The sequence below is a fragment of the Pseudomonas sp. AC252 genome, from assembly GCF_979258105.1.
In genome coordinates this window covers 2,109,920-2,135,450 of sequence record NZ_OZ409837.1, presented here as the reverse complement: position 1 = coordinate 2,135,450, position 25,531 = coordinate 2,109,920, and the positions used below count along the sequence as shown (strand labels likewise).

Here is a 25,531-nt window from a genome sequence, read left to right as displayed (position 1 = left end):
CACATGACCGTCAAATACCTTGTCGCCAGCCTGATCCTCGGCCTCAGCGGCGTTGCCAGCGCCACGCCAGAACTGCCGCGCCACGCCGATCTCGACCTGAAAACCGCACGCTGGCTGGCGGACAAGGCGATGAGCAGCTGCACCGGCACGGTGTCGGTACTCGACCGTGGCGGCAACCTGCTGGTGACTCTGCGTGGTGACGGCGTTGGCCCGCACAACACCGCCGCCAGCCAGCGCAAGGCCTACACCGCGCTGTCGACCAAGACGCCGACGCGGCTGTTCGCCGAGCGCGCCCGCAGCAACCCGGAAACCGCCAACCTCAACACCCTCGATGAATTGCTCTTGCTCGGCGGCGGCATTCCGCTGTTCGCCGGCAGCGAACTGGTCGGCGCCATGGGCGTGGCCGGTTCCGGCGGCGGTGAGCAAGACGAAAACTGCGCCCGCGCCGCCGCCGACAAGGCCGGCCTGAGCATCACCCGTTCCCACTAAGGAGATCCACCATGACCACCCTGCGCATGACCCTCGCCGCGCTCGGCCTGAGCGCTGTTTCCAGCCTGGCGCTGGCCGCCGGCAATCCGCTGAGCGTGCACGTGCTCAACCTGGAAAACGGCCTGCCGTCACCGGGCATCAATGTCACCCTGGAAAAACACGTCGGCGAAAACTGGCAGCCACTGGCTCAAGGCACCACTAACGAGCAAGGGCGGATCGCCGAACTGTTCCCGGCCAAACAGCCATTCGAAGCCGGTGAATACCGCGTGGTGTTCAAGACCGGCGAGTACTACCAGAAGATCAAGCACGAGACGTTCTTCCCGGAAATTCCGGTGATCTTTCAGGTCAAGCAGACTGATCAGCACTACCACATCCCGCTGCTGCTGAGCCCGTACGGTTTCTCGACCTATCGCGGTTCGTGATCCAAACGCAGATCCTTTGTTGGAACTGGTCTCTGTGGCGAGGGGATTTACCCCCGTTGGACTGCGCAGCGGTCCCATTTTTCAGGGCCGCTGCGCGCCCCAGGGGATAAATCCCCTCGCCACAGGTGCCAGTTCCGACATTGGATCGGCGTGAGTTTTTAGATCGTGGCCAAGGCACGCAGTCTTGCGGCATCGAGGATTTCGATTTCGCCGTAAGCCAACCCGATAATCCCCTGCCCCTGCAGATCCTTGAGAATCTGATTGGTGGTCTGCCGCGACAGCGACAGCATCGCCGCCAACTGCTCCTGCGGCAGTTGCAGCACCCGACGCGGTGCGTCGAGTTCGCCGTAGCCTTCGGCGATCATCAGCAAGCGATGCGCCAGACGTGCCGGGGCGGGCAGCAGGCTCAGCTGTTCGAGGTTGATGAAGGCCAGGCGCAATTTGTGGCTCATCAACAGCGCCAGATGCCGCCAGTACTGCGGCTGTTCGTCGAGCAATTTGAGCATCGTCGCCTGCGGGATATTCAGCAAGGTACACGGCCCGACCGCATAGGCGTCATGGGTGCGTGGCTGACCATCGAACAGGCAGATTTCGCCGAACCAGTGCGGCGCCTCCACCAGACTCAGCAACGCCTCCTTGCCCTGCTCGCTGACCGCCCCGATGCGTACGGCGCCATCGAGCACTGCATACAGACCGCACGGCGCATCGCCGCGCTGGAATAGCCGTTGCCCCGCCGTCAGCCGCCGCTCTCGGGCTAATGCCAGCAGGCTATCCTGAAAAGATCCGGGCAGATGGCTGAACCACTGACCGCTGAGCAACCGTGCACGAATTTGCATAACCACTCCTGGAGTGTCGCCTGCCCGACAGAACGAACGCGGATCCCGAGGGATGATGCATTCAACCCCACTGGAGGAACAACAATGAAAAGCCTCGTCGACCACCTCAGTCAATACGCCGCCTACCACCGCGACCCGCGCAACATCGCCAGCCACTTCATCGGCATTCCGCTGATCGTCGTGGCGGTGGCTGTCCTGCTGTCACGGCCGCAATGGACGCTGAGCGGGTTATGGATATCTCCAGCGGTTGTTGTGGCGCTGGCTTCGGCGTGGTTTTACCTGCGTCTGGAGTTGAAGCTCGGCGTGTTGATGACCGTGCTGATGGGGCTGTCGGTGTGGGCCGGGCATGCACTGGCGCAGCAGAGCACCCTGGTCTGGCTGAACAGCGGCCTGGCGATGTTCGTGATCGGCTGGGTAATCCAGTTTGTCGGGCATCACTATGAAGGGCGCAAACCGGCGTTCGTCGATGACATCAGCGGGCTGATAGTCGGGCCGTTGTTTGTCGTGGCCGAGCTGGCGTTTCTGCTCGGGCTGCGGCAGGAATTGAAACAAGAGATCGAGTTGCGGGCGGGGGTGGTGCGGGTCAATCCGAATCGCGCTGCTGTATAGATCGCATTCGCGAGCAGGCTCGCTCCCACATTTGGAATAAGTTTTCCCTGTGGGAGCGAGCCTGCTCGCGAAGCTTTTGCCTTTAAATATTGGCGACTTTCTGCCAGACCTTCGGCTTGAAGAACAAGGTCTCACCCTTGGCCAGGCCGATCAGGCTGTCGTGATCCTTGACCACTTCCGCTTCGATCAGATCCGTCTGCCCTTCCACTTTCAAGGTCACCCGCGTCGTCGCGCCCAGCGGGCGGATATCGCGCACTTCAGCGGCATGGTGATCTTCCAGCTCATGCCTGGACAACGACACTTCGTGCGGGCGGAACAGCACATGATTGTCGTCACTCAGCAGCAGGCGGTTCGAGTCGCCGAGGAAGTGATAAACGAAGTCGCTGGCCGGGTTTTCGTAGACGTCGCCCGGTGAGCCGATCTGCTCGATCACGCCTTTGTTCATCACCACGATGCGGTCGGCGACTTCCATCGCTTCTTCCTGGTCGTGGGTCACGAACACCGAGGTCAGGTTGATGTCTTCGTGCAGCCGCGCCAACCAGCGGCGCAGTTCTTTACGCACCTTGGCGTCGAGGGCGCCGAACGGTTCGTCGAGCAGCAGCACTTTCGGCTCCACCGCCAAAGCACGGGCCAGGGCGATACGCTGACGCTGGCCACCGGATAACTGCTCCGGGTAGCGATCCGACAGCCAGTCCAGTTGCACCATGTTCAGCAGTTCGTGAACCTTGGTGGCGATCTGGCTTTCGCTCGGGCGCTGGTTTTTCGGTTTCATGCGCAGGCCGAACGCGACGTTGTCGAACACCGTCATGTGGCGGAACAAGGCGTAATGCTGGAACACGAAACCGACGTTGCGATCACGCACGTCGTGGCCGGAAACGTCCTCGCCGTGAAAAACGATGTTGCCCTGATCCGGGGTTTCCAGACCGGCAATGATCCGCAGCAAGGTGGTTTTGCCGCAGCCCGACGGGCCAAGCAGCGCGACCAGCTCACCGCTGTGGATATCCAGGCTGATGTTGTCCAGCGCCTTGAACGCGTTGAAATTCTTGCTGACGTTACGCACTTCGATCGACATGAATTATTCCTCCGCGGCGCTGGCGCGCAGGCGGTTGATACGGTTTTCGCTCCACTGCTTGAGCAGCAGGATGAAGAGCGCCAGGATCAGCAACAGGCTCGCCACGGCGAACGCGGCCACGTGGTTGTATTCGTTGTAGAGGATCTCGACGTGCAGCGGCAAGGTGTTGGTCACCCCGCGAATGTGCCCGGACACCACCGACACCGCCCCGAATTCGCCCATGGCCCGCGCCGTACACAGCACCACGCCATAGATCAGGCCCCATTTGATGTTGGGCACGGTGACGTGCCAGAACATCTGCCAGCCATTGGCCCCGAGCAGGCGCGCGGCCTCTTCTTCCTGGGTGCCCTGTTCCTGCATCAACGGGATCAACTCGCGCGCCACGAACGGCACGGTGACGAAAATCGTCGCCAGCACAATGCCCGGCAGGGCGAAGACGATCTGGATGTCGTGATCCTGCAACCACGGCCCGAACAGGCCCTGCGCGCCGAACATCAGCACGTAGACCAGACCGGCAATTACCGGCGACACCGAGAACGGCAGGTCGATCAGCGTCACCAGCATGCTCTTGCCACGAAACGAGTATTTGCTCACGCACCACGCCGCGCTGACGCCGAACACCAGGTTCAGCGGCACCGAGATCAGCACCGCGAACACGGTGAGTTTCAGTGCCGACAGTGCGTCCGGTTCAAAGATCGCGGTGAAGAACGCACCGAGGCCATTCTTCAAACCCTGCGATACGACGATGAACAACGGCAGCAGCAGAAACAGGAAAAAGATCAGCCAGCCAAGACCGATCAGGATTCTGCGTGAAGTGGCACTGCCACGCCGCGCAGCGTTGGCCGAGGACGCGGCCGCAATAGACGATTGGGACATGTTCGCGCCTCCTTATGGGGTTTCGATGCGCCGCTGCAGCAAGTTGATCAGCAGCAACAGGACGAAGGAAACCACCAGCATCAGCACGCCGATGGAGGTGGCGCCGGTGTAATCGTACTGGTCGAGTTTGACCATGATCAGCAGCGGCAGGATTTCGGTTTTCATCGGCATGTTGCCGGCGATGAAAATCACCGAACCGTACTCGCCGACACCACGCGCAAACGCCAGGGCGAAACCGGTCAGCCAGGCAGGCAGCAGCGCTGGCAGAAGAATGTGCCGGAACACCTGCAACGGCTTGGCACCGAGGCAGGCGGCCGCTTCTTCGACTTCACGGGGAATATCGGCCAGCACCGGCTGCACCGTGCGCACCACGAAGGGCAAGGTCACGAAGGTCAGCGCGAGGGTAATGCCCAGCGGCGTGTAGGCAATCTTGAAACCGAGGTCGGCGGCGAACTGGCCGACCAGCCCGGTCGGCGTGTACAGCGCCGTCAGCGCGATACCGGCCACCGCGGTGGGCAGGGCAAATGGCAGATCGATCATCGCGTCGATCACCTTGCGCCCCGGGAAGGTGTAGCGCACCAGCACCCACGCCAGCAACGTGCCGATGATGCCGTTGATGATCGCCGCACACAGCGCGGTACCGAAGCTCAGCTTCAACGCCGCCAGCACCCGCGGTGCGGAGATGATCGTCCAGAACTGATCCCAGGTGAGTTGAGCGGCGTGGACGAACATCGCCGCCAGCGGGATAAGCACAATCAGACTGAGGTACACCAAGGTGTAACCCAGCGTCAGCCCGAAGCCGGGTATGACGGGGGAGATACGACGCGACATAAAAGTCCCTGGTTAAAAGCATTCCGCTGAACGCATCAATGTGGGAGCGAGCTTGCTCGCGAAGAGGGAGTATCAATCAACTCGAGGTCGTCTGACACTGCGCTTTCGCGAGCAGGCTCGCTCCCACATTTTCCGCGCCTGGCTTCAGGCTAGATGTGTGGCTGAAGTCAGATTACTGCGCCTGATAAATCTGGTCGAACACGCCGCCGTCGTTGAAGAATTTCGGCTGCGCGGATTTCCAGCCGCCGAAGTCCTTGTCGATGGTCACCAGCTCCAGTTTCGGGAACTGCTGGGCGTACTTGGCCGCTACGTCCTTGTCACGTGGACGATAGAAGTTTTTCGCGGCGATTTCCTGGCCGGCCGGGCTGTACAGGTGCTTGAGGTAGGCTTCGGCGATCTGCGCGTTGCCCTTCTTCTCGGCATTCTTGTCGACCACCGCCACGGGTGGTTCGGCGAGGATCGACAGCGACGGCACGACGATGTCGAACTTGTCCGCACCGCCGTCCTCTTTCAGCGCCAGGAACGCTTCGTTTTCCCAGGCCAGCAATACATCGCCCTGACCGTTGTTGACGAAGGTGATGGTCGAACCACGGGCGCCGGTGTCGAGGATCGGCACGTGTTTGAACAGGGTTTGTACGTATTGCTTGGCCTTGGCTTCGTCACCGCCGTTGGCTTTCAGGCCATAGGCCCATGCGGCGAGGAAGTTCCAGCGCGCGCCACCCGAGGTTTTCGGGTTCGGCGTGATCACCGAGACGTCGTTCTTGACCAGATCGCCCCAGTCCTTGATGCCTTTCGGGTTGCCCTTGCGCACCAGAAAGACAATGGTCGAGGTGTACGGCGTGCTCGCTTCCGGCAGACGCTTCTGCCAGTCGGCCGGCAGGCTCTTGCCGAGCTTGGCGATTTCGTCGATGTCACCGGCCAGGGCCAGGGTCACCACGTCGGCACGCAGACCGTCAATCACCGCACGGCCCTGCTTGCCCGAACCGCCATGGGATTGCTGGATTTTCACCGTGTCGCCGGCATGATCCTGCTGCCAGAACTTGATGAATTCGGCGTTGTATTCCTGATACAGCTCGCGCGTCGGGTCATACGACACGTTGAGCAGCTCGTAATCCTTGGCAACAGCGGAACCGGCAAACACGGCGCTGGCCAGCGCGGCCAGAGCGTAACGGCGAATCGACGACATGGTGAAAGCTCCTGAAATTCCTGGTGGTGGCTTTTTCTTGTGTATTGCTGGAATCGGTCCCGCTTCAAAGATCGCCGCCTTCGCCAGCTCCTGCACACAGCCCCCTGTAGGAGCCGCCGAAGGCTGCAATCTTTTGATCTCAGCCCGGTTGTTTACCGGGTTGCTGCAAACGGAATTTCTCTTTGCGTTCGATCTGTACGACCTGCGCGTTGTGCACAGTGATCTCCACCGCGCCGAACCGCAGATCGCGCAGGGCGCTCTGGATTTCACGCAAGATGGTGCTTTCGTCCTGACCGTCAACGCTGCGAAGGGATGCGCTCATGGTGCTGCTCCTTTGAAGGGGTTTTGCCTGGCAGTGGGCGACACTGCGTTCGGCGTGGGAGCAATATAAGAGAGGCATAGATATTCTTAAAAAGACTATTTAAGAATGTTTATATAACCAGAAAATAATAGGAGGAAGGGCAAGGGGTTTGCGCTGATTTGAACTCGTCAAGAGAACTTGTGGCGAGGGGATTTATCCCCGTTGGACTGCGTAGCAGTCCCATTTCTTGGGGCCGCTACGCGACCCAACGGGGATAAATCCTCTCACCACAAGGTCGGTGATAGCCAGATAGGTCTTTTCAGCCAATCAATGGCGTTTTCGCCCAATCAAGCCGATCCGCAGACACCGGCCGCCCAAACCAGTAGCCCTGCCCCAGATCGCATTCTTGCGCCAACAGAAATGTTGCCTGCTCAACCTGCTCGATCCCCTCGGCGTGCACCTGCATGCCCATGCTCCGCGCCAGCGCGATGATCACTCGGACAATCGCCACGTCATCCTCGTCCCACGGCAACCCGGCGACGAAGCCCTGATCGATCTTGAGTTTCTGCACCGGAAGACGCTTGAGCCGCAGCAGCGACGAATAGCCGGTGCCGAAATCATCGATGGCCAGGCGCACGCCGAGTTCGCGCAAGCGATGCATCTGTTCCAGCGCCACTTCCGGATCGTCCATCACCGCGCTTTCGGTGACTTCCAGTTCCAGATACGCCGGATCCAGTCCCGTGTCGTGCAGCACCTGCGCCACCTGCTGGTACAACTCGCGCCGGGCAAACAGCCGCGACGAAACATTAACCGCGACGAACGCCAGCACCACGCCGCTCTGCTGCCATTGGCACATCTGCCGGCAGGCCTGCTGCATCACCCAGGCATCGATGTCGGCGATCAGCCCGGTGCGCTCGGCAATCGGAATGAATTCCGCCGGCGACACCAGCCCGCGCTGCGGATGCTGCCAGCGCACCAGTGCCTCGACGCCGATCAGACGGCTGCTGTGCAGGTCATGCACCGGTTGGTAGTAAACGCGCAGCTCGTCCTGCTCCAGTGCGCGGCGCAGCTCGAAGGCGATTTCGACCCGTTGCTGGGCATGGGCGGTCAGCTCTTCGTTATACAGCGCGTAGCCATTGCGCCCGCTGCTTTTGGCCTTGAACAGCGCACTGTCGGCATTGCGCAACAACTGCTCGGCACTCAAGGCATCGCTGGGAAACAGGCTGATGCCGATGCTCGCGTTGATGAACAGTTGATTGCCATCCATCAGCAGCGGCTCTTTCAACGCATCCAGAATGCGTTGCGCCAATGCCGCCGCCTGCGTAGGCTGTGGACAACTTTCCGCGAGCACCGCGAACTCATCGCCGCCCAACCGCGCGAGGGTGATGCCGGGGCCGAACAGTGCCTGCAAACGCGTCGCTACGGCTTTGAGCAAGCGGTCGCCGACGTTATGCCCGAGACTGTCGTTGATCAGCTTGAAGTGATCCAGATCGAGCATCAGCAGCGCGCAGCCACGCTTGTGCGTCTGCGCCGACGCCAGCGCCTGCTCGGCGCGGTCGCTGAACAGCAGGCGATTGGGCAGATCAGTCAACGGATCGTGATGCGCCAAGTGTTTGAGCTCGGACTCGGAATCCTTGATTGCGCTGATGTCGGAGAACACCGCCACGTAATGGCTGAGCCGGCCGAAATCATCGTGAATCACCCGGATGGTCTGCCACTGAGGATAAATCTCGCCGGTCTTGCGCCGGTTCCAGATCTCGCCGCTCCATTCACCTTCGGCCTCGAGGGTGGCGAACATCGCCTGATAGAAGCCCGGCGGATGATGGCCGGACTTGAACAGGCTGGGCTGCTGGCCGATCACTTCATCGCGCCGATAACCGGTGATCTCGATAAAGGCGCGGTTGACGTGAACGATCAGGCCCCGGTGATCGGTAACCAGCACGCCTTCGCGGGTGCAATCGAACACAGCGGCCGCCTGACGCAGACGCTCACGGTCGGTGTGGCGCTCGCGCAGGCGGGCACCGATGCCGAGAAACCGACCCAGCCGCGCCCGCGCGAGGAAAATCAGCCCGGCGCTGACCGCTGCCAGCAAATAACCGTTGATCAGTTGCCAGCGGGCCAGCGCACTGGAGTCATCGAAGAATCTGCTTAATAAATGATCAGAAACCTGCAGCCACACGGCGGCCAGTACCAGGTAAAGCAGCGCTGCACGCAAGGCATCGCGGTAAGTCGCAGACATTCGGTCGTCCATGTCCCTACAAAAAGGTTGGAATTATAGGTGAAGAAACATTCAGCGACTTCTTATCTGAAAGGGCGACTGGTTTTATCTGTGTGCTTAGTGATAATGCAACGGCTGTTTTTATCTTTATCGAGGGCCCTATAGCCTATGTGGTACGAAGGTTTTCTTGGCTTGTCGGCCTGGTCACTGGTCGCGGTCACCCTGCTGATGACCCATGTGACGATTGTTGCCGTCACGGTCTATCTGCACCGTTACTCGGCCCACCGCTCGCTCGAGCTGAATGCGGGTCTCAAGCACTTTTTCCGTTTCTGGCTGTGGCTGACCACGGCGCAGAACACCCGCGAGTGGACCGCCATCCACCGCAAACACCACGCCAAATGCGAAACCGAAGATGACCCACACAGCCCGGTCATCAAGGGCCTGTCCACGGTGCTGCGCACCGGCGCCGAGCTGTATCGCAGCGAAGCGCAAAACCCGGAAACCTTGCGCATCTACGGCAAGAACTGCCCGGAAGACTGGATCGAACGCAACCTCTACAGCCGCTATCCGCTGCTGGGCGTGGCGATCATGGGCGTGATCGACCTGCTGCTGTTCGGCACCATCGGTATCACCATCTGGGCGATCCAGATGATGTGGATTCCGGTGTGGGCCGCTGGCGTCATCAACGGTCTGGGCCATGCGATCGGCTATCGCAATTTCGAATGCCGTGACGCGGCCACCAATCTGGTGCCCTGGGGCATCCTGATCGGCGGCGAAGAACTGCACAACAACCATCACACCTACCCCAACTCGGCCAAGCTGTCGGTCAAGAAGTGGGAATTCGACTTGGGCTGGGCGTGGATCAAGGTCTTCTGCTTCCTGCGTCTGGCCAAGGTGCAGCGGGTCGCGCCGATCGCCCACCGCGTCGAAGGCAAGGGCAGCCTGGACATGGACACCGCCATGGCGATCCTGAACAACCGTTTCCAGATCATGGCCCAGTACCGCAAATTGGTAATCGGCCCACTGGTCAAGCAAGAGCTGGCCAAGGTCGATCATTCGGTGCGGCACCAGTTCCACCGGGCCAAACGCCTGCTGTCGCGGGAAACCAGCCTGCTGGAAGACCGTCATCACTTGCGCATTCAAACCATGCTCGAACACAGCCAGGCGCTGAAAGTGATTTACGAAAAGCGCCTGGCGCTGCAGCAGATCTGGGTCAAGACCAGCTCCAATGGCCACGACATGCTCGCCGCCATCAAGGAGTGGATTCACGAGGCCGAGGCCAGTGGCATCCAGTCGTTACGTGATTTTGCCGATCAGCTGAAAACCTACTCGCTGCGTCCTGCGGCGGTCTGACCTGCACTGAGGCTGTGATCTGAAAGAGATCGCAGCCTCGTTGCACTCGGCAGCTCCTACGGCTCACCGCCCGGCGGGACTCGGTACTGGCCGGGAACTTCGCCGAAAATCCCCTATCTCAATGACACTTCGCCATCCCGGCGGGTTGTCCTGTGGCCGTCGTCGACATTGCGGCGCGCCCTTTGAGATTTGTGCCGATGGTCAACAACAACCAGAAAGACACATCCTTCACCCAATGGCCCGAGGCCGCGCAAACGCTGATGGCGCTGATGCACGCGCAAGGCGAAGTTGCGCGCCTGAGCGAGCGCGAACAGCTGATCAGCTCGCTGCTGGTCAGCGTCAACGCCGTGCTCTGGGCATTCAACTGGGAAACCCGCCAGGTGCTCTACGTCAGCCCGGCGTACGAACGGATTTTCGGCCGTTCGGCCGCGCTGTTGTTGGCTGACTACAACCAGTGGCGCGACAGCATTTATCCCGATGACTTGGAGTACGCCGAACAAAGCCTGGCCGAAGTCCTGCACCGAGGTGCGGTGGAAGATCGCGAGTACCGCATCATCGCCGCCGATGGCCAGGTGCGCTGGCTCAGCGACAAATGCTTTATCAATCGCCAGGAAGAGCCCGGGCAGCCGGTGATCATCGTCGGCATCGCCGAAGACATCACCGACAAAAAACACATGGAAACCGAGCTGCAACGCTTGGCCACCACCGATGTGCTGACGCAAAGCAGCAACCGCCGTCACTTCTTCGAATGCGCCCACCGCGAGTTCGCCGAGGCCCGCCGCCAAGGCACACCGCTGGCCTTCCTGCTGCTGGACATCGACGATTTCAAAGTAATTAACGACAGCTACGGCCACCCCGAGGGCGACAACGTGCTGCAGCGAATCGCCGAATGCGGCCGCGGCTCATTGCGCCGCGGTGACCTGTTCGGACGGATTGGCGGTGAGGAGTTCGCCGCGGTGTTCCCCGGCTGTGCACCGGAAATGGCGGTGCAAGTGGCGGAGCGCCTGCAGCAGGAGATCCAGCGACTGCGCTTCAACCATGACGGCCAAGCATTCAGCATCACCGTGAGCCAGGGCCTGACCAACCTCACCGACGAAGACAAGAGCCTGGACAGCCTGTTCGCCCGCGCGGATGCCGCGATGTATGAGGCGAAACGGCAGGGCAAGAACCGGATTATTGCGGCCTGATCCGGTCTCCGCGCCTGGTGCTGGACCTGTGGGAGCGAGCCTGCTCGCGAAAGCATTCTGTCAGTGAACTCAGAGCTGAATGACACACTGCCTTCGCGAGCAGGCTCGCTCCCACATCGGAATGTGGTGATCTGTCATTTGCGCATCCGCAGCAACTCCGGCAGCCCGATCTTGAGCAACCGCGCCGTCCGGCTCTTCGCCAGTTCCTCAACGCCTTCATGCTCGGTCAGCTGCGCCATCTGCGCCGCCATGTTCATCACCAATGCCTCGCGGGAATACACGCCGCCGCCCAACTGATAGACCGAAGCAATCAACTCGCGCAATTCCAGCGGCAGACGCCAGCGGGTGCGCAACGCCGAGCCATAAGAAGCGCCAAACTTCGCCAGCGCTTCACCGACCTCCTCCAGCTCGTCCAGCTCGCCGCCGGCCTGCTGCCATTCCTGCAGGCAGCGCAGCAGCGCCAGATCGCCGAGCCGATGCAACATGCCCGCGCAGTAGCAGCGCTCTTGGTCCAGATCGAGCAAGCGCGCCAGCGTCCGCGCATATTCCGCCGTGTGCAGTGACAGCCCCCAATTACGCTCAGCATAATCTGCCAGGCACGCATTGCTGAGCCGGGCGCTGCGTTTCAGCGCCAGCCCGAGGATCAGGTTCATGCTTTGCCCGGTGCCGAGTCGATGCAGCGCCTGAGCGAGGGTCTGCACGGGCGCTCCGTGATGCTGCGCAGCGCTGTTGGCAGCCGCGATCAGCACGGCGGTAATCTGCGGGTCGGTGCGCACTTCCTGCTCCAGCAGCTTCAGGTCCAGCCCTTCGGGATTGAGGCTGCGTTTGACCGCCACTTGCACGTCGGTCATCAGCGGCGCGCCATCGGCCTGCTCACGACGCCGCTCAAGAAATACCGACAGGGTCATGCCCGGTGCCAGCGCTGGCACTTCGCAAACCACTGCTTCGCCAGCGTTGAGCAGCAACCCCTGCAAGCGCTCGGTCAGGCCTTCCATGTTCAACGGTTTGGTCAGGTACGCCGTCGGCGCCAGCGGAATCGCTTCGCGCACGCTGGCGCTGTCGTTGCGGCTGCTCATCAAAATGAACGGCAGCGGCGGATTGCGTTTGCGCTGACGCACGCTGCGCAGCACATGCAGTCCATCGATGCCGGGCAGTTCCCAATCAACGATGGCCAGGTCATAAGGCACCTCGCCAAGCAACGACATTGCCTGCTGGCCATCGGCGCAAAGATCCAGCCGCGCGTCACAGCGCACGTTGAGCAGCACTTGTTTGAGCAGGTCGCGGGACCAGGGATCGGCCTCGGCAATCAACACTCGAGGTACGGCGGGTAAATCAACGGCAGTCATGCGCGCTCTCCTTGCAATGCCTGAACCTTAGCCAATGCTGGCGATTCGATACAGCGCAAACAGGTCCGATGTGTTTCTACGGGCATAAAAAAACCCGCCGAAGCGGGTTTTTGTCGAGCAGGTCACACCAATGGATCAGAGCTCGGAGAAGCACTCTTCGATGATCGCCAGGCCTTTGTCCAGTTGTTCGTCCGGCGACGTCAGCGGAACCAGCACGCGCAGCACGTTACCGTAAGTGCCGCAGGACAGCAGGATCAGGCCCTTGTCACGCGCCTTGGCCACCACGGCAGCCACGGCAGTCGGGTTCGGCTTGTGGCTGTCGCCGTTTTCGAACAGCTCGACCGCGATCATCGCGCCCAGCGCACGCACTTCACCGATCACCGGGTACTTGGCCTGAATGGCCTTCAAACCGGTGACCAGTCGCTCGCCGACAGCCTTGCAGCGGTCCAGCAGTTGCTCTTCTTCGAAAACTTCCATCACTGCCAGTGCAGCGGCGCAAGCGATCGGGCTACCGGCGTAGGTGCCGCCCAGGCCGCCCGGAGCGATGGCGTCCATGTATTCGGCCTTGCCGCACACGCCGGCCAGCGGGAAGCCGCCAGCGATGGACTTGGCGAAGGTGGTCAGGTCGGCGGCAACGCCCATCTGTTCCATGGCGAAGAAGGTGCCGGTGCGGCCAGCGCCGGTCTGCACTTCGTCAGCGATCAGGAGGATGCCGTGCTGGTCGCACAGCGCGCGCAGACGCTTCATGAATTCCTTCGGCGCAACGTAGAAACCACCTTCGCCCTGCACCGGCTCGATGATGATCGCAGCGATGTCTTTCGGCTCGGCGTCGTTCTTGAAGATGCGCTCGATGGAAGCGATCGAATCGTCGATGCTCACGCCGTGCAGTTCGTTCGGGTACAGCGCGCGAAAGATGCCGCCTGGCATCAGGCCCATGCCCGCCGAATACGGCACGACTTTACCGGTCAGACCCAGGGTCATCATGGTGCGGCCGTGGTAAGCGCCAGTGAAAGCGATCACCCCAGCACGGCCAGTGGCGGCACGGGCGATCTTCACGGCGTTTTCAACGGCTTCGGAACCGGTGGTAACCAGCAGGGTTTTCTTGGCGAAATCACCCGGCACCTTGGCGTTGATTTTTTCGCACAGCTCAACGTACGGCTCGTAAGCCAGCACCTGGAAGCAGGTGTGGGTCAGCTTGTTCAGCTGTTCGGTCACGGCGGCGATGATTTTCGGGTGCACGTGGCCGGTGTTGAGTACGGCGATGCCGCCGGCGAAGTCGATGAACTCGCGACCTTCAACGTCAGTCACGGTGGCGTTCTTTGCCGACTCGGCGAAGATCGGGTGAATCTGGCCAACACCACGAGGTACGGCATTGGTGCGGCGGGCCATCAGTTCAGCGTTAGTCTTGCTCATTACAGTCCTCATTCGCCGCTCATCGGGCGGCGTGGTCCAAGGATGAAGCGGGAGGAATCGGCGGTGGCAGCATGCGATGATCGACTGCCACGGCGTTCTGGCCGCAGAGAAAATTACTGTTTGAAACCACGCAAAGGGACAGCGCTCTCGTGCCCTTTGCGTTTGCAGCGATCCCTTACTCGGCTCAGATGCCCAGGCAGAGGTATTTGATTTCCAGGTAATCTTCGATGCCGTACTTGGAGCCTTCACGGCCCAGGCCCGAGGCCTTGATGCCGCCGAACGGCGCGACTTCGTTGGAGATCAGCCCGGTGTTGACGCCGACCATGCCGTATTCCAGCGCTTCGGCGACACGAAATACACGGCCTAGGTCGCGCGCATAGAAATACGAGGCCAGACCGAATTCGGTGTCGTTGGACATCGCGATTACTTCGGCTTCGTCTTTGAAGCGGAACAGCGGCGCCAGCGGACCGAAGGTTTCTTCCTTGGCCACGGCCGCGTTTTTCGGCACGTTGGTCAGGATGGTCGGCTCAAAGAAGTTGCCTTCCATCGCCTTGCCGCCAGCCAGTACGGTGGCGCCTTTGCTTACAGCATCAGCGATGTGTTCCTGAACCTTGGCCACGGCTTTCTCGTCGATCAGCGGGCCGGTGGTGGTGCCGTCTTCCAGACCGTTGCCGATCTTCAATTTCGCCACCGCCACTTTCAGCTTCTCGGCGAACGCATCGTAGACCGCGTCCTGAATGTACAGACGGTTGGCGCAGACGCAGGTCTGGCCGTTGTTGCGGTACTTGGAGATGATCGCGCCTTCGACGGCCTTATCCAGATCGGCATCGTCGAACACGATGAACGGCGCGTTGCCGCCCAGTTCCAGCGAGACTTTCTTGATGTCCTTGGCGCACTCGGCCATCAACTGGCGACCGATCTCGGTCGAGCCGGTGAAGGACAGTTTGCGCACGATCGGGTTGCTGGTCAGCTCGCTGCCGATGTCGCCGGCGCTGCCGGACACTACGCTGAACACGCCCGCAGGAATGCCCGCGCGCTGAGCCAGTTCGGCCAGGGCGAAAGCGGAGAAAGGAGTTTGCGAAGCCGGCTTGAGCACCATGGTGCAACCGGCAGCCAGCGCTGGGCCGGCTTTACGGGTGATCATTGCCGCCGGGAAGTTCCACGGGGTGATCGCAGCGGTGACGCCGATCGGCTGCTTGATAACGATCAGGCGCTTGTCCGGCTGATGGCCCGGAATCACATCACCGTAGATGCGCTTGGCTTCTTCGGCGAACCACTCGATGAACGATGCGGCGTAAACGATTTCGCCCTTGGCTTCGGCCAGCGGCTTGCCCTGCTCGAGGGTCATCAGGCGCGCGAGGTCGTCCTGGTTTTCGATCATCAGTTCGAACCAGCGACGCAGCTTGCCGGCACGCTCTTTGGCGGTCAGTGCACGCCAGGCCGGCAGCGCCTTGTCGGCGGCCTCGATGGCACGGCGGGTTTCAGCGGCGCCCATCTTCGGCACGGTGCCGAGGATTTCGCCGGTGGCCGGATTGTTCACCTTGATCGTCTGACCGTTGTCGGCATCGACCCAAGCGCCATCGATGAGGGCTTGCTGGCGGAACAACTGGGTGTCTTTAAGCTGCATGTCGGCTTTCCTTAACAGCACCGCGGCCTGCGCGGAGCAAATTATGATTGTAGAAAGGCGCCTCGCAAGGCTGCCGTCAGGGAAATCAGTGAGCGGATTGTGGCGCATCTACAGTGCACGACCGGGCGCACCTGCGCTGCAACATCCCGCCAAAGAGCGTTTGAAATCTCAAACGGATCGTAGGTTCAAAGGGGGTAAAGGACAATAGGTCGTTCGAAAAAAGAACAAAAATGGCGCTTTTCAGATCAACGTATCGAAAATCCGTGCCGCAGGAAAAACCTTAGATCAACCCCGGCAAAGCGCCAAGCGAGGGTTTTGCAGGACGTTACCGCTTTAAGGAATGCAGCGATTTCGCGCCGACACGCACACTGACAAAACCCGCCAAACCCGGCATGGACGCCCCGAGCCGACCTAGGTATGATGTCGCCCGCTGCACCAGTAGCTCAGCTGGATAGAGTACTGCCCTCCGAAGGCAGGGGTCGTGGGTTCGAATCCCGCCTGGTGCACCATGAATCAAACGAGAAAGCCCCGGACTGTGATGGTCCGGGGCTTTTTTGTGGGCGATGACAAGATCGCTTGAAGGCCGTCACTCCGTCGTCCAGTCAAACTCGTCATATTCATCGTCGTCATCCCCCTCCTCCTCAGCTTCGTCAAACACCTCGTCGTCTTCAACGAGGTCTTCTTCCGGCTGATTCAGCAGAAATTCCTTACGTGCCTCGGTTACTGCACGCCGCATTTGTTCGCCCTTTTCCGGGCAGTTGAGTAGCTGGGCGATGCGGTCGATTTTTGCTGCCACGGTGTCCTCCAGCGCATTGGCAATGGCTCGATAGTGCGCGTTTTCGCAGGGCAATGCCAAATGGCTGGGGAATCAGAGCAGTCAGCCGCCCGTGAGCGGCCGAAAACCTCAGCGGTGATAGCGCCGCACCGCGCTGCTGTTGCGCAGCACATGGCCTTTGATCTTTTCCATCAGCTCGGCACGGGTCAGGCCGGCAGGCAGGGCGTCCGGGGCGAGGTCGAGGGCGTAGATCTGGATGATGTAGTGATGCGCGCTGTCGCCCACTGGCGGGCATGGGCCCATGTAGTGGGTGTTGCCTTTGCTGTTGGTGCCGCCGACGCCTTCGAGGGCGGATTTGGCGCCGACGCCGGCCGCGATCTGGTGGGTGGTGGGTTTGATGCCGTAGTGAATCCAGTGATCGACGCCCAAGCCTTTCTGGCCATCCGGGTCGTGCATGACGATGGCGTAGCTCTGGGTACCGGCCGGGCCGGCGTTCCAGCTCAGCGCCGGCGACTGGTTTTTGCCGCCGCAGCCGGGTGCGTCGCTAGCCGCTGCCGAGGTGAACAGGCGGTTATCCGACACGCCGGGGATGCTCAGGGTGAAGCGCTCCTGGGCTTGCGCCGGGAACTGCACGCAGAGGGTCACGGCGATGGCCGCCAGCCATGGGTTGAGAGAGGTCAATCGGGTCATTCCGGGAGCACCTTGTGCAATGAGGCCGTCGTCGGCCCGCAAACTATAGCCGTACCGTTCATGCCTTGGCAGTAGCAAATGGCTGAACCTCACGCCGCAGCACCAACTCACAAGAAAAAGCCTGCGAGGAAGCCAAGATGTCCCTGCACCGTGTCGCCCGTTTTACCGATGTCCCGCAAGACCGTGGCCTGCAAGTCGAAATCGGCGACTGCAAGATTGTCCTGCTGCGTGCCAACGGCGAGTTGCGGGCGTTTCAGGGAGTTTGCCCGCATGCAGGTGCGCCGTTGGCCGAAGGCGCGTTGTGCCACGGCAGGTTGATCTGCCCGTGGCACAAAGCCGCGTACCGGGCCGAGGACGGTGGCCTGTGCGAGCCGCCGTCGCTGGACAGTCTCAAGCGCTATCCGCTGGAGTTGCGCGGCGATGACGTCTGGGTCGATGACCAGCCCCTGCCCGATTCGCACACCCCGCCCGCCGACGATCCAAGAACATTCGTGGTGGTCGGCGCCGGGGCGGCGGGCACGGCTTGCGCAGCGGCCCTGCGCGAGAAAGGTTTCGGCGGGCGCATTGTGCTGGTCGACGGCGAACCGGATGCCGGCTACGACCGCACGGTGTTGAGCAAATTTGTTCTCGCCGGGGAGATGTCGCCGAAAGAAGTCCCGCCCCTGCGCGATGCAGCGTTCTATGAAGCGCAACGCATCGAACGCGTGCAAGGCGAAGTCAGCGCAGTCGACGCCCAGGGCAAAACGCTTCATCTGAACAACGGTGGCATCCTGCGCTACGACGCCGCCGTGCTCGCCACCGGTGGCGCGCCCAACCCGCTGAAACTGCCCGGCGCCGAGCTGGCCAATGTCTTCGTCCTGCGCTCCAAGGTCCAGGCCGAACAGATTATCAACGCCGCGCAACCGGGTCAGCGCGCGGTGATCATCGGTGACAGCTTCATCGCCCTTGAATGCGCATCCGCCCTGCGCGAGTACGGCCTCGATGTCACAGTTCTCGCTCGCCACGCAATCCCGTTCGCCAAGCAATTCGGCGACGCCGTGGGCAAAGCGATTCGCGCGTTGCACGAAGAGCACGGGGTGAAGTTCATCAGCGAGCACGAGGCGAGTGAGATCTTTGGCGAAAAAAAGGTCGAGGGCGTGCTGCTCGACAACGGTCTGCGTCTGGCGGCGGATCTGGTTCTCGCCGGCGTTGGTGTTCACCCGGCCACTGAGCCGTTCGAATCACTGCCCGGGAAGAAGACCAATCGTTGCGCGTCGATGGCGGCATGCGCGCGACTGATGGCTTGTGGGCCATCGGCGATATCGCGACGTTTCCGCTGAGCGGCCAGCCAACCCGCATCGAGCATTGGCGCCTGGCCCAGCAACACGCGCGCATCGCCGCCGCCAACATGCTCGGTGGCGAGGAGCATTATCTGGATGTGCCGTTCTTCTGGACCTACCACTTCGGCAAGAACTACGACTATCTCGGACACGCGCAAGAATGGGACGAGGTCGAGTTCAGCGGCGAGCCGGAGAAGCCGCCATTCATTGGCCTGTTCGCAAAAGACGGCATCGTTGTTGCGGCGGTGGCCTGCGACAAGCAACGCGCGATGGCGCTGTTGGTTGAGCGGATGAAGCAGCCTTTGCGGATGAAAGAGGCGTGGACGCTGATTCAGGCGTGACATCGGTCCGGAGCTGCTTTGGAGCTGACGAGTGCAACGAGGCTGCGATCTCTTGATCTTGTTTTTACATAAGCAAAATCAAAAGATCGCAGCCTCCGGCAGCTCCTACAGCGGAGGTCAGGTCAGGCGGTTAACCGGCTCGCGATTGCCATCTTCTTCGGCATGCAGAAAGATCACCCGCTGTTGCTCCAGCGGCGCCGGCAAGGCCTGCTGTTGTACCGGCCAGAAATGCGTTTCCACGTGGCTGATGTCGCCGTCCTGGTCGTTGTGGATGGTCATGACCCCGGGCGTGCGCAGTTTCTGGAAACGCTCCTCGCACAGCTTGAAGCTTTTGCTCAGCCCTTCATCACCAATCACCGGCGAGGGCAAACGGCGCTGGGCGAAGCTGCGGCTTTTGCTTTGCTGGTACCGCGCCCAACCAATCAGGATCACCGCGTTGACCAGCGCCACCCACATATAAACCTGCAGAGTGCCCAAGGCATCGAATGCCGAGTGCTCGATACGCGGGCCGCCGGTGGTTTCGATCAACGGCCATAAGCCGCGTATCAACAGGAACAACAGACCAACCCAGGCCAGCACCGTGAGAATGACGTCGATCACCAGCAGAAAGGGCCGTTGGCGAGTGCGGATAATTTTCATTTGATCACTTCCTCCTGGTCGTCGCCCAGCGGGCGGATGCCCCGATCAGGACTGACCCAGCGCGCGCGTTTCTTGTGTTGGCTGAACAACACTTTGGGGAAACTGACCAACGTGGTCAGCAGACTGACGAGCCAGAACACCAGCGGGTACCAGACCACCCAGAACATGGTCTTGCCCAGACCCGGCTCATAGCGCCGATCGATGATGATGCTGACCGCGAACTGCATCAGGCAGACCACCGCCAGCAACAGACCGGTGAAGGCCGGTGGCATCAAGCGATCTACAGCGATTGCATCCGGCATGACCATGAACTTGCCCATGCCCCAGAAAATCACCGACAGCAGAAAGGTGAACGCCCAACCGGTGGACAGGCAGTATTCGAACAGCAGCGGCCACAGGTAGCGATGGCGGTACTGCCAGATGCCGCGAATGTTCTTGAACAGCACTTCGGCGCCACCCTGCGCCCAGCGCAGACGCTGTTTCCACAGGCCGCCGAGGGTTTCCGGCATGAGGATCCAGCACAGCGCACGCGGTTCGTAGAAGATGCTCCAGTGATCCAGTTGCAGCTTCCAGCTGATGTCGATGTCTTCGGTGATCATGTCCGGGCTCCAGTAGCCGACCCGGTTCAGTGCGGTGCGGCGGAACGCGACGATCACACCGGAGACGGTAAAGATGCGCCCGAATACCCGCTGCGTACGCTTGATCAGACCGATGATCGAGGAGAACTCGCCGACCTGCACCCGCCCGATCAAGGTCGAACGTGTGCGGATGCGCGGGTTGCCGGTCACTGCGCCAAGGCGCGCGTTATCCAGCATCGGCGCGACCAGATAGGCCGCCGTGTTCGGCGCCAGCAAGGCGTCGCCATCGATGCACACCAGATACTCGCTGCGCGCAGCGATCGCGCCCATGCGCAGGGCCACAGCCTTGCCCTGGTTTTCCGCCAGATGCAGGACCCGCAAACGAGGATCTTCCTTGGCCAGTGCGTCGAGCACTTCAGCCGTGTTGTCCTTTGAGCCGTCATTGATCGCGATCACTTCAATGTTCGGGTAGTGCTGGGCCAGTGCCGCGTGAATCGTATCGGCCGCGTTATCGCCTTCGTTGTAGCAAGGGATCAGGATCGAAATCAGTGGCTCGCCTTCCAGTGGCGGCGGCAGCGTGTCGTCCTGCCACGGCCAGTGGCGCTCCCAGTGCAGCCAGAAATACAGACCGCCAGCGATCCACAACCCGGACATGAACAGCGGGTAGAAGAACACGAACGACATCAGGAACTGGCCGGTCACCACGAAGATCAGCCCCAGCGGAACGCCAAGGACAATCGCCAGAACAAGCAGGGCTAACAGTCTATCCAGCATGTTATGGATTCCATTTGTTGGAGAGTGCAGGCCTTACGGTTTTCAGGTCTGGCAGGTTGTCGAGGAAGTTGTCCGGGTAGTAACCGAAACTGGTCGCGCCCTGACGCTTGAGCCGGCCCATCCAGTCCGCCAGATGCACGGCATCGATATCGGCCTGATCCTTCTGGTTCCAGTCGCGCGCCTGCAATTCGAACACCGTGCGGTTGAGCGCGCCGGGACGTTTTTTCACCGTGGCGACCAGTTCTTCCAGCCACGGGCCGGACTCGGCCAGCGTCTGTTTTTCCATCAACGGCATGGCCATCGGCGCCGTCCAGTCGTAGGTAGCGAGGAAGTCATCGAGGTTCTGTGCGAACCACGCTTCGCTGTCGGGATTGAGCATCGGCTCGGCGAAGATATTGCGCGCGGTCAGCACCTGCGGGCCACGAATCGCACGGACCTTGGCGGTCAGTTCGTTGGTGAAGTCGATCAGGTAGCGGCTCTTGAAACGCGTCCAGCGCTGCATCGCCGCCGGGTCCTCGCGCAGTGCGGCAATCGAACCCGGCAAGCCTTGTGCGGCGTAGGCCTTCAACGCGTCTGGAGTGGCATCTTCGAAATCCGACAGCACCGCGTCGTCATGGTAAAGAACGCCATCGATCGAGGTCAGACTCGCCAGGTCTTCGTAGATTTCCCCGATGATCCTGCGCACCTCGGGATTGAACGGTGACAGGCGTTTGTACTGCTTCGGATCGACCGATGTGGTACCGGTTTTCGGGTCCCAGCGGGTCACGCGCGGCAGCTTCGAATCCAGCTCGAAACTCAGCACCGGCATCCACGCATAGACCTTCACATGAGCGCGGGTGCGCAGTTGCCAGGCGACGCGGTCGAAGAGGTCGGCGCGCACAGGCAAGTGGCGGCTGGGGAAGTACAGCGAGTGCACCAGACCATCGCCCTTGGGGTCGGCAAAAGCTTGCAGAAACACCGTGGTGGGGCCCAGGTCAGAAATGCGCTGCACCAGTTTGCCGAGGTTGATGTCCTGTTGCGCCGGGTCCGGATCGTAGACGTTATCCAGATCGACATGCACCACGCGCATCGCCAACTCTTCCTGCACGCCGACGATGCTGTTGGCAAAATGCTCGCCGTCAGGATCGGACGTCACGAGAAAGCGCGGCCCGCTCATCAGGTTGTCGAGGGTGTCGAGACCGTCGTCCAGCGTCAGGGCCATTTCATAGCCCTCGTCCCCCACTACGCTCAGCGACGTGCCGTCAGCGGCACCGTACGGCCAGACCCAGACTCGCGGTTTGTAGCCAGTGACCTTGCGGATCTTCTCCGAAATAGTCTTCACGTCGGTACGAATGCGTGCCTGGAAATCGGCTTCGGATTCGTAGCGCTTGGTGACGGGGTCATAGCGCCGCGTCGCCGCCGCCGGCTGCAGGTTGCCCTGCGGGTTGGCAAGGATGCCCTTGTGGCTGGCGTCTGTATGGGCGGCGATTTCCACCAGCCCCGATCGGGAAATCTCGCGCACCTGCTCCCAGGTCAGAAAGTCCGAACGCTTGCGCGGCGTGCCGGCAAAGTCCACGGGCTGATTCAGCGGTGTGTCGATCCAGGTGCCGACCGGCGCCAGCAAGGCGTGCCAGTTGTACGCACGCAACACCGGCAAGACGCGGGTATAGAAGCTGGCATAGCCGTCGTCGAAACTGAGCAGCACGGCTTTCGCCGGCAATTCCGGACCACCCTTGCGAGCGGCCATGATCTGGTCGACGGTCACTGGTTTGTAGCCGTTTTCACGTAGCCAGGCGAGCTGCTCGATCATGCGCTCGGTGCGCACTGCCACCACGGCCTGATCGGGATCACGGTCTTCAACGTCGTGGTAGGCAATGCCGAGCACATGATTTTTCGGCCACGGTTTTTCACTGGCCGCGACCGGGCGCTCGGAGGGCGGCGCGAAGGCCGGGGCTTGCTGGGCGCAGGCGCTGATCAGCAGCGCTCCCAGCAGAAGGATGAAACGCGAGATAAAAGGCATCTTCAAACTCTTCTAGAAGCGGAAAGTGAGGTCGACGAGCAGACGCAGATCAGTTTCCCGATCACCGTCATAAGGCCGGTTGATCACACTGAACATGCCGCCCACATCGAACACGTCGTTCCAGGCGTACCGTTGGCCATAACCGAGCAACGCCATGCCGCCGGTGCCGTGGTCGCGTTGGCTGTAGGTGCCGGCGCCGGCCTGGAACTGCTGGCTCCAGGAAGTCTCGTAGCGGTGGTAGAGCACGTGGTTGACGTTGACCAGCGGCATCACGCTGAAGTCCGACTTCGGGTTGAAGTAGGGCACGTCATCGGATTTCGAGTTGTGGCTGGTGCCGACTTCCAGACCGGCGTCGACCTGGATGTTCGGCGCGCTGTAGAGACCTTCGCGCCCGGTGACCAACGCTTCGACACGGTTGTTGCCATCGCTGAAATGCGACGGGCTGACCGACACGCGCCACTCGCGGCTTTCGTTGGCGCGCCAGCGCAAGAACGCACTGCCGCCGTTGGCTTTGATGTCGCTGTTGAGCGCGCGCAGCGGCGTTTCCGCCGAGAGGTATTCGAGGCTGCCGCCGTATTGCCAGTGATCGTTGATGTCGCGGGCAATCGCCAGGCGCGCGCCCTGTTTGTCACCGAAGCCGTAATTGTGATTCGACACTTCGGCTTCGAGGGTCATGTCACGAGTACGCCGCTCCAGGCCGACACGCTGGAAACGATGGTGGCCGGTGCCTTCGGCGAAATCACCGGTGGCATAACCGGCACCGGCAAACACTCGCCAGTCTTCATTGATCGGCGGGCTGTACAGCGTGCTCTGGATACCGAAATCACGGCTGCCGCTGACCGCACCGGCGTCGCCACTGCCGCCACCGTTGGCTTTGCCGCCGTAGGCTTCGACGCGCAGTTCGGCCATGTCATGCACTTCCCGTTCGCGGGCCAGACGCTGCACCTGACGGTTGTCCGGATAGCGCGCGACCACATCGTCGACCAGCGCATCGTTCTGCCGCCACTCCTGCAATTCCATTGCGGTGCGCGCCTGAGCGACCTCCAGACCGGCATCGCGCGGTGCCGCGCTCTCGGCTTCCTTGAGTTGGCTTTCCGCGCGGCGTGGCCATTGGCGGGCGAGGTAGAGATCGGCCTGAGCCAGACGCAAGCCAAGGTTGCCCGGCGCCTGCTCGATCAGGGTCTGCAGCCGCTCTTCGCCGTGGGGCAGATCGGAACTGTAAGTGCCGGCCTGCGCCGCGAGTTGCTGGGCGTCCATCCATTCATCGTTGGGGTTGCCGATTGGCAGCCCCTTGAGCTCGACGCGCGGGCGCTGGGCTTTTGCTGCGTCTTCGGCGACCTTGCGCGCTTCGTCGGCGCGATCGCTTTCCAGCAGCGAGTAGTACAGCGCAGTGCTGTCCTCGAAGCGATCACCGGCGTCGGCGTCCGGCGCCGACAACACTTGGCGATACAGGTCGGTGGCAATCTCCGGCTCACGCTGATCGAGATAAGACGCTGCAACCCAACGCAGGGCATAGGTCGGAATCTGCACGCCCTCGGCTTGCAGCTTTTGATATTCGCTGATGACGTCGGCGGTGCGTGCGCGGGCCTTGAGCGCGCCCATGCGGTCGATGCGCCAGCGCGTCACGTCGTCGTGAGCAGTGGCGTCGGGCGTCCAGGTCGCGAGCAATTTGTCGTAATCGGCCAGCGCGCGATCGGCGATAACGTAGCGTTCCTTTTCATTGCGGGTGGCCAGTTCGGCGAGGCGCACGCGTTCGGCGGCGAGATCGCCTTCGAGACGGCGCAAAGTCACCGGATCAATCAGACCGGGACGTTGACTGGCCAGACGCAGCGCCGGTTCAGGCAGACGGGCCTTTTGCAGGGCGACCACGTACTCGCGGGCCACTTCCGGTTTGTTGCCGGCGCGGATGAAGGCCTGATCGAATTCGAACAATGCGTCGTACTGTTTGCCGGCGCGACCGAGTGCGTAGCCCAAGGCGAGACGGCGTGACGGATCGTCGGGTTTGGCGGCGACCAACGCCTGCGCGCGGGTGACGGCCTGATCGGGTTTGCCGGCATCGGCCTGGGTCAGCGCCAGGCCCAGTTGCAGGTCGGCGTTGTCCGGCTCCAGCGTCAGCGCCTTGTTGTAGACCTGAGTGGCCTGATCCCAGCGCTTGAGGTTGCGATAGGCACGCGCGGCGGCGGTCAGCGCCTGCACCGGCAGGACGCGGTCGCGGCCTTGGGTTTCATAGACTTTGACCACTTCGGCATCAAGACCGGCCCAACTGGCGATTTGCAGGTGATCGCTGACCTGACCGTCGCTGGCCTGGCCCGGCGGCACCTGACGCAACGCCGTCAGCGTAGGCGTGTAGTGCCCGGCACGGGCATCGCGCACCATTTCGTCGTAGGGTGTGTCGGCCAACGCCAACAGCGGCCAGAGCAACTGGCTGCAGAGGGCGAATCGGAACAAAGGGCGCAAACCACGATGTAATACAGGGCCATCAATACGCGGCATTTGTCAGCATCCTTACATGGCCAGCCGGGTCGCAATGCCCTCCTTGCCCATTCGTAACGGTGGCCGACAAAACAGCCTTCGGCCAAGCTTGGTGAGGCAGTCTGCACGCAAGCGTAGTCGAATTTTCACAACGCAATAATTGTTCAGAATCGGCCCA

At 61.4% G+C, this 25,531-nt stretch carries 21 protein-coding genes, 1 tRNA gene and 1 pseudogene; 7 read left to right on the top strand and 16 right to left on the bottom strand.

Features of this window, described 5'->3' with window-relative positions:
* The first annotated feature begins 3 nt into the window (after positions 1–3).
* Positions 4–489, top strand: coding sequence for a GlcG/HbpS family heme-binding protein (locus ACZZZ4_RS09895; protein WP_039756342.1), 486 nt, complete (start codon positions 4–6; stop codon positions 487–489).
* 11 nt (positions 490–500) lie between these two features.
* Positions 501–911, top strand: coding sequence for a hydroxyisourate hydrolase (gene uraH / locus ACZZZ4_RS09890; protein ID WP_042610175.1), 411 nt, complete (start codon positions 501–503; stop codon positions 909–911).
* Between the two features lie 158 nt (positions 912–1,069).
* Here uraH and ACZZZ4_RS09885 read toward each other — a convergent pair whose 3' ends face one another.
* Entirely contained in the window at positions 1,070–1,747 is a 678-nt protein-coding gene (locus ACZZZ4_RS09885; protein WP_039756339.1) for a Crp/Fnr family transcriptional regulator, read from the bottom strand.
* An 84-nt stretch (positions 1,748–1,831) separates the two neighbouring features.
* Between ACZZZ4_RS09885 and ACZZZ4_RS09880 the strand changes: the two genes are divergently transcribed.
* Positions 1,832–2,356: an Mpo1 family 2-hydroxy fatty acid dioxygenase gene (locus tag ACZZZ4_RS09880; protein WP_039756337.1), complete on the top strand. Its 525-nt coding sequence runs from the start codon at positions 1,832–1,834 to the stop codon at positions 2,354–2,356.
* Between the two features lie 82 nt (positions 2,357–2,438).
* Here the strand turns inward: ACZZZ4_RS09880 and ACZZZ4_RS09875 are convergent, their stop codons facing one another.
* The 6 genes from ACZZZ4_RS09875 to dibA form a co-directional block, all read right to left on the bottom strand.
* On the bottom strand, positions 2,439–3,428 hold the full coding sequence (locus tag ACZZZ4_RS09875; RefSeq protein WP_024011135.1) for a sulfate/molybdate ABC transporter ATP-binding protein: 990 nt from the start codon (positions 3,426–3,428) through the stop codon (positions 2,439–2,441).
* A 3-nt stretch (positions 3,429–3,431) separates the two neighbouring features.
* Positions 3,432–4,304 (bottom strand): sulfate ABC transporter permease subunit CysW, encoded by an 873-nt coding sequence (cysW, locus tag ACZZZ4_RS09870; RefSeq protein WP_007917679.1) that lies wholly within the window; start codon positions 4,302–4,304, stop codon positions 3,432–3,434.
* A 12-nt stretch (positions 4,305–4,316) separates the two neighbouring features.
* Positions 4,317–5,135, bottom strand: coding sequence for a sulfate ABC transporter permease subunit CysT (gene cysT, locus ACZZZ4_RS09865; protein ID WP_007952818.1), 819 nt, complete (start codon positions 5,133–5,135; stop codon positions 4,317–4,319).
* 172 nt (positions 5,136–5,307) lie between these two features.
* The gene (locus tag ACZZZ4_RS09860; protein ID WP_039756333.1) at positions 5,308–6,321 is read right to left on the bottom strand and encodes a sulfate ABC transporter substrate-binding protein; all 1,014 of its coding nucleotides are present in this window, start codon (positions 6,319–6,321) and stop codon (positions 5,308–5,310) included.
* A gap of 139 nt (positions 6,322–6,460) precedes the next feature.
* Positions 6,461–6,643 (bottom strand): sulfur starvation response protein OscA, encoded by a 183-nt coding sequence (gene oscA / locus ACZZZ4_RS09855; RefSeq protein ID WP_007917682.1) that lies wholly within the window; start codon positions 6,641–6,643, stop codon positions 6,461–6,463.
* A 298-nt stretch (positions 6,644–6,941) separates the two neighbouring features.
* Complete coding sequence (gene dibA / locus ACZZZ4_RS09850; RefSeq protein WP_463547727.1) at positions 6,942–8,861, bottom strand: phosphodiesterase DibA; 1,920 nt, start codon at positions 8,859–8,861, stop codon at positions 6,942–6,944.
* 147 nt (positions 8,862–9,008) lie between these two features.
* Here dibA and desA point away from each other — a divergent pair, with 147 nt between their 5' ends.
* A complete protein-coding gene (gene desA / locus ACZZZ4_RS09845) occupies positions 9,009–10,193 on the top strand; it encodes a delta-9 fatty acid desaturase DesA (RefSeq protein WP_463547726.1) in 1,185 nt (394 codons plus the stop codon).
* A 197-nt stretch (positions 10,194–10,390) separates the two neighbouring features.
* Complete coding sequence (locus ACZZZ4_RS09840) at positions 10,391–11,380, top strand: GGDEF domain-containing protein (RefSeq protein ID WP_039756328.1); 990 nt, start codon at positions 10,391–10,393, stop codon at positions 11,378–11,380.
* A gap of 134 nt (positions 11,381–11,514) precedes the next feature.
* Here the strand turns inward: ACZZZ4_RS09840 and ACZZZ4_RS09835 are convergent, their stop codons facing one another.
* The 3 genes from ACZZZ4_RS09835 to gabD all read right to left on the bottom strand — a co-directional run bounded on the left by ACZZZ4_RS09835 (position 11,515) and on the right by gabD (position 15,766).
* Positions 11,515–12,726 (bottom strand): HDOD domain-containing protein, encoded by a 1,212-nt coding sequence (locus tag ACZZZ4_RS09835; protein ID WP_463547725.1) that lies wholly within the window; start codon positions 12,724–12,726, stop codon positions 11,515–11,517.
* A gap of 135 nt (positions 12,727–12,861) precedes the next feature.
* The gene (gabT, locus tag ACZZZ4_RS09830) at positions 12,862–14,139 is read right to left on the bottom strand and encodes a 4-aminobutyrate--2-oxoglutarate transaminase (protein WP_016772251.1); all 1,278 of its coding nucleotides are present in this window, start codon (positions 14,137–14,139) and stop codon (positions 12,862–12,864) included.
* A gap of 184 nt (positions 14,140–14,323) precedes the next feature.
* On the bottom strand, positions 14,324–15,766 hold the full coding sequence (gene gabD, locus ACZZZ4_RS09825) for an NADP-dependent succinate-semialdehyde dehydrogenase (protein WP_203420253.1): 1,443 nt from the start codon (positions 15,764–15,766) through the stop codon (positions 14,324–14,326).
* Between the two features lie 432 nt (positions 15,767–16,198).
* On the opposite strand from gabD, the gene ACZZZ4_RS09820 reads away from it, so the two are divergent.
* Positions 16,199–16,275, top strand: a tRNA-Arg gene (locus tag ACZZZ4_RS09820).
* A gap of 77 nt (positions 16,276–16,352) precedes the next feature.
* Here the strand turns inward: ACZZZ4_RS09820 and ACZZZ4_RS09815 are convergent.
* Both ACZZZ4_RS09815 and ACZZZ4_RS09810 read right to left on the bottom strand, forming a co-directional pair.
* Positions 16,353–16,622: a hypothetical protein gene (locus ACZZZ4_RS09815; protein WP_463547724.1), complete on the bottom strand. Its 270-nt coding sequence runs from the start codon at positions 16,620–16,622 to the stop codon at positions 16,353–16,355.
* 48 nt (positions 16,623–16,670) lie between these two features.
* Positions 16,671–17,231, bottom strand: coding sequence for a YbhB/YbcL family Raf kinase inhibitor-like protein (locus tag ACZZZ4_RS09810; RefSeq protein ID WP_016772253.1), 561 nt, complete (start codon positions 17,229–17,231; stop codon positions 16,671–16,673).
* Positions 17,232–17,368: 137 nt separating this feature from the next.
* On the opposite strand from ACZZZ4_RS09810, the pseudogene ACZZZ4_RS09805 reads away from it, so the two are divergent.
* Positions 17,369–18,891, top strand: a pseudogene (locus tag ACZZZ4_RS09805) (FAD-dependent oxidoreductase).
* 117 nt (positions 18,892–19,008) lie between these two features.
* Here the strand turns inward: ACZZZ4_RS09805 and pgaD are convergent.
* From pgaD to pgaA, 4 genes are read right to left on the bottom strand one after another with little or no spacing between them, the layout of a single operon-like run.
* Positions 19,009–19,530: a poly-beta-1,6-N-acetyl-D-glucosamine biosynthesis protein PgaD gene (gene pgaD / locus ACZZZ4_RS09800; protein ID WP_310404564.1), complete on the bottom strand. Its 522-nt coding sequence runs from the start codon at positions 19,528–19,530 to the stop codon at positions 19,009–19,011.
* Positions 19,527–20,882, bottom strand: coding sequence for a poly-beta-1,6-N-acetyl-D-glucosamine synthase (pgaC, locus tag ACZZZ4_RS09795; protein ID WP_463547723.1), 1,356 nt, complete (start codon positions 20,880–20,882; stop codon positions 19,527–19,529). Before pgaC ends, pgaD begins: the two co-directional genes overlap by 4 nt.
* Position 20,883: 1 nt before the next feature.
* On the bottom strand, positions 20,884–22,881 hold the full coding sequence (gene pgaB, locus ACZZZ4_RS09790; protein ID WP_463547722.1) for a poly-beta-1,6-N-acetyl-D-glucosamine N-deacetylase PgaB: 1,998 nt from the start codon (positions 22,879–22,881) through the stop codon (positions 20,884–20,886).
* 12 nt (positions 22,882–22,893) lie between these two features.
* On the bottom strand, positions 22,894–25,374 hold the full coding sequence (gene pgaA / locus ACZZZ4_RS09785) for a poly-beta-1,6 N-acetyl-D-glucosamine export porin PgaA (RefSeq protein WP_463547721.1): 2,481 nt from the start codon (positions 25,372–25,374) through the stop codon (positions 22,894–22,896).
* Positions 25,375–25,531: the final 157 nt, after the last annotated feature.

What these genes read in the sequence shown, in the direction of transcription:
- ACZZZ4_RS09895 (WP_039756342.1), top strand. Translation starts at nt 4, where the DNA reads ATGACCGTCAAATACCTTGTCGCCAGCCTGATCCTCGGCCTCAGCGGC.
- uraH (WP_042610175.1), top strand. Translation starts at nt 501, where the DNA reads ATGACCACCCTGCGCATGACCCTCGCCGCGCTCGGCCTGAGCGCTGTT.
- ACZZZ4_RS09885 (WP_039756339.1), bottom strand. Translation starts at nt 1,747, where the DNA reads ATGCAAATTCGTGCACGGTTGCTCAGCGGTCAGTGGTTCAGCCATCTG.
- ACZZZ4_RS09880 (WP_039756337.1), top strand. Translation starts at nt 1,832, where the DNA reads ATGAAAAGCCTCGTCGACCACCTCAGTCAATACGCCGCCTACCACCGC.
- ACZZZ4_RS09875 (WP_024011135.1), bottom strand. Translation starts at nt 3,428, where the DNA reads ATGTCGATCGAAGTGCGTAACGTCAGCAAGAATTTCAACGCGTTCAAG.
- cysW (WP_007917679.1), bottom strand. Translation starts at nt 4,304, where the DNA reads ATGTCCCAATCGTCTATTGCGGCCGCGTCCTCGGCCAACGCTGCGCGG.
- cysT (WP_007952818.1), bottom strand. Translation starts at nt 5,135, where the DNA reads ATGTCGCGTCGTATCTCCCCCGTCATACCCGGCTTCGGGCTGACGCTG.
- ACZZZ4_RS09860 (WP_039756333.1), bottom strand. Translation starts at nt 6,321, where the DNA reads ATGTCGTCGATTCGCCGTTACGCTCTGGCCGCGCTGGCCAGCGCCGTG.
- oscA (WP_007917682.1), bottom strand. Translation starts at nt 6,643, where the DNA reads ATGAGCGCATCCCTTCGCAGCGTTGACGGTCAGGACGAAAGCACCATC.
- dibA (WP_463547727.1), bottom strand. Translation starts at nt 8,861, where the DNA reads ATGTCTGCGACTTACCGCGATGCCTTGCGTGCAGCGCTGCTTTACCTG.
- desA (WP_463547726.1), top strand. Translation starts at nt 9,009, where the DNA reads ATGTGGTACGAAGGTTTTCTTGGCTTGTCGGCCTGGTCACTGGTCGCG.
- ACZZZ4_RS09840 (WP_039756328.1), top strand. Translation starts at nt 10,391, where the DNA reads ATGGTCAACAACAACCAGAAAGACACATCCTTCACCCAATGGCCCGAG.
- ACZZZ4_RS09835 (WP_463547725.1), bottom strand. Translation starts at nt 12,726, where the DNA reads ATGACTGCCGTTGATTTACCCGCCGTACCTCGAGTGTTGATTGCCGAG.
- gabT (WP_016772251.1), bottom strand. Translation starts at nt 14,139, where the DNA reads ATGAGCAAGACTAACGCTGAACTGATGGCCCGCCGCACCAATGCCGTA.
- gabD (WP_203420253.1), bottom strand. Translation starts at nt 15,766, where the DNA reads ATGCAGCTTAAAGACACCCAGTTGTTCCGCCAGCAAGCCCTCATCGAT.
- ACZZZ4_RS09810 (WP_016772253.1), bottom strand. Translation starts at nt 17,231, where the DNA reads ATGACCCGATTGACCTCTCTCAACCCATGGCTGGCGGCCATCGCCGTG.
- pgaD (WP_310404564.1), bottom strand. Translation starts at nt 19,530, where the DNA reads ATGAAAATTATCCGCACTCGCCAACGGCCCTTTCTGCTGGTGATCGAC.
- pgaC (WP_463547723.1), bottom strand. Translation starts at nt 20,882, where the DNA reads ATGCTGGATAGACTGTTAGCCCTGCTTGTTCTGGCGATTGTCCTTGGC.
- pgaB (WP_463547722.1), bottom strand. Translation starts at nt 22,881, where the DNA reads ATGCCTTTTATCTCGCGTTTCATCCTTCTGCTGGGAGCGCTGCTGATC.
- pgaA (WP_463547721.1), bottom strand. Translation starts at nt 25,374, where the DNA reads ATGCCGCGTATTGATGGCCCTGTATTACATCGTGGTTTGCGCCCTTTG.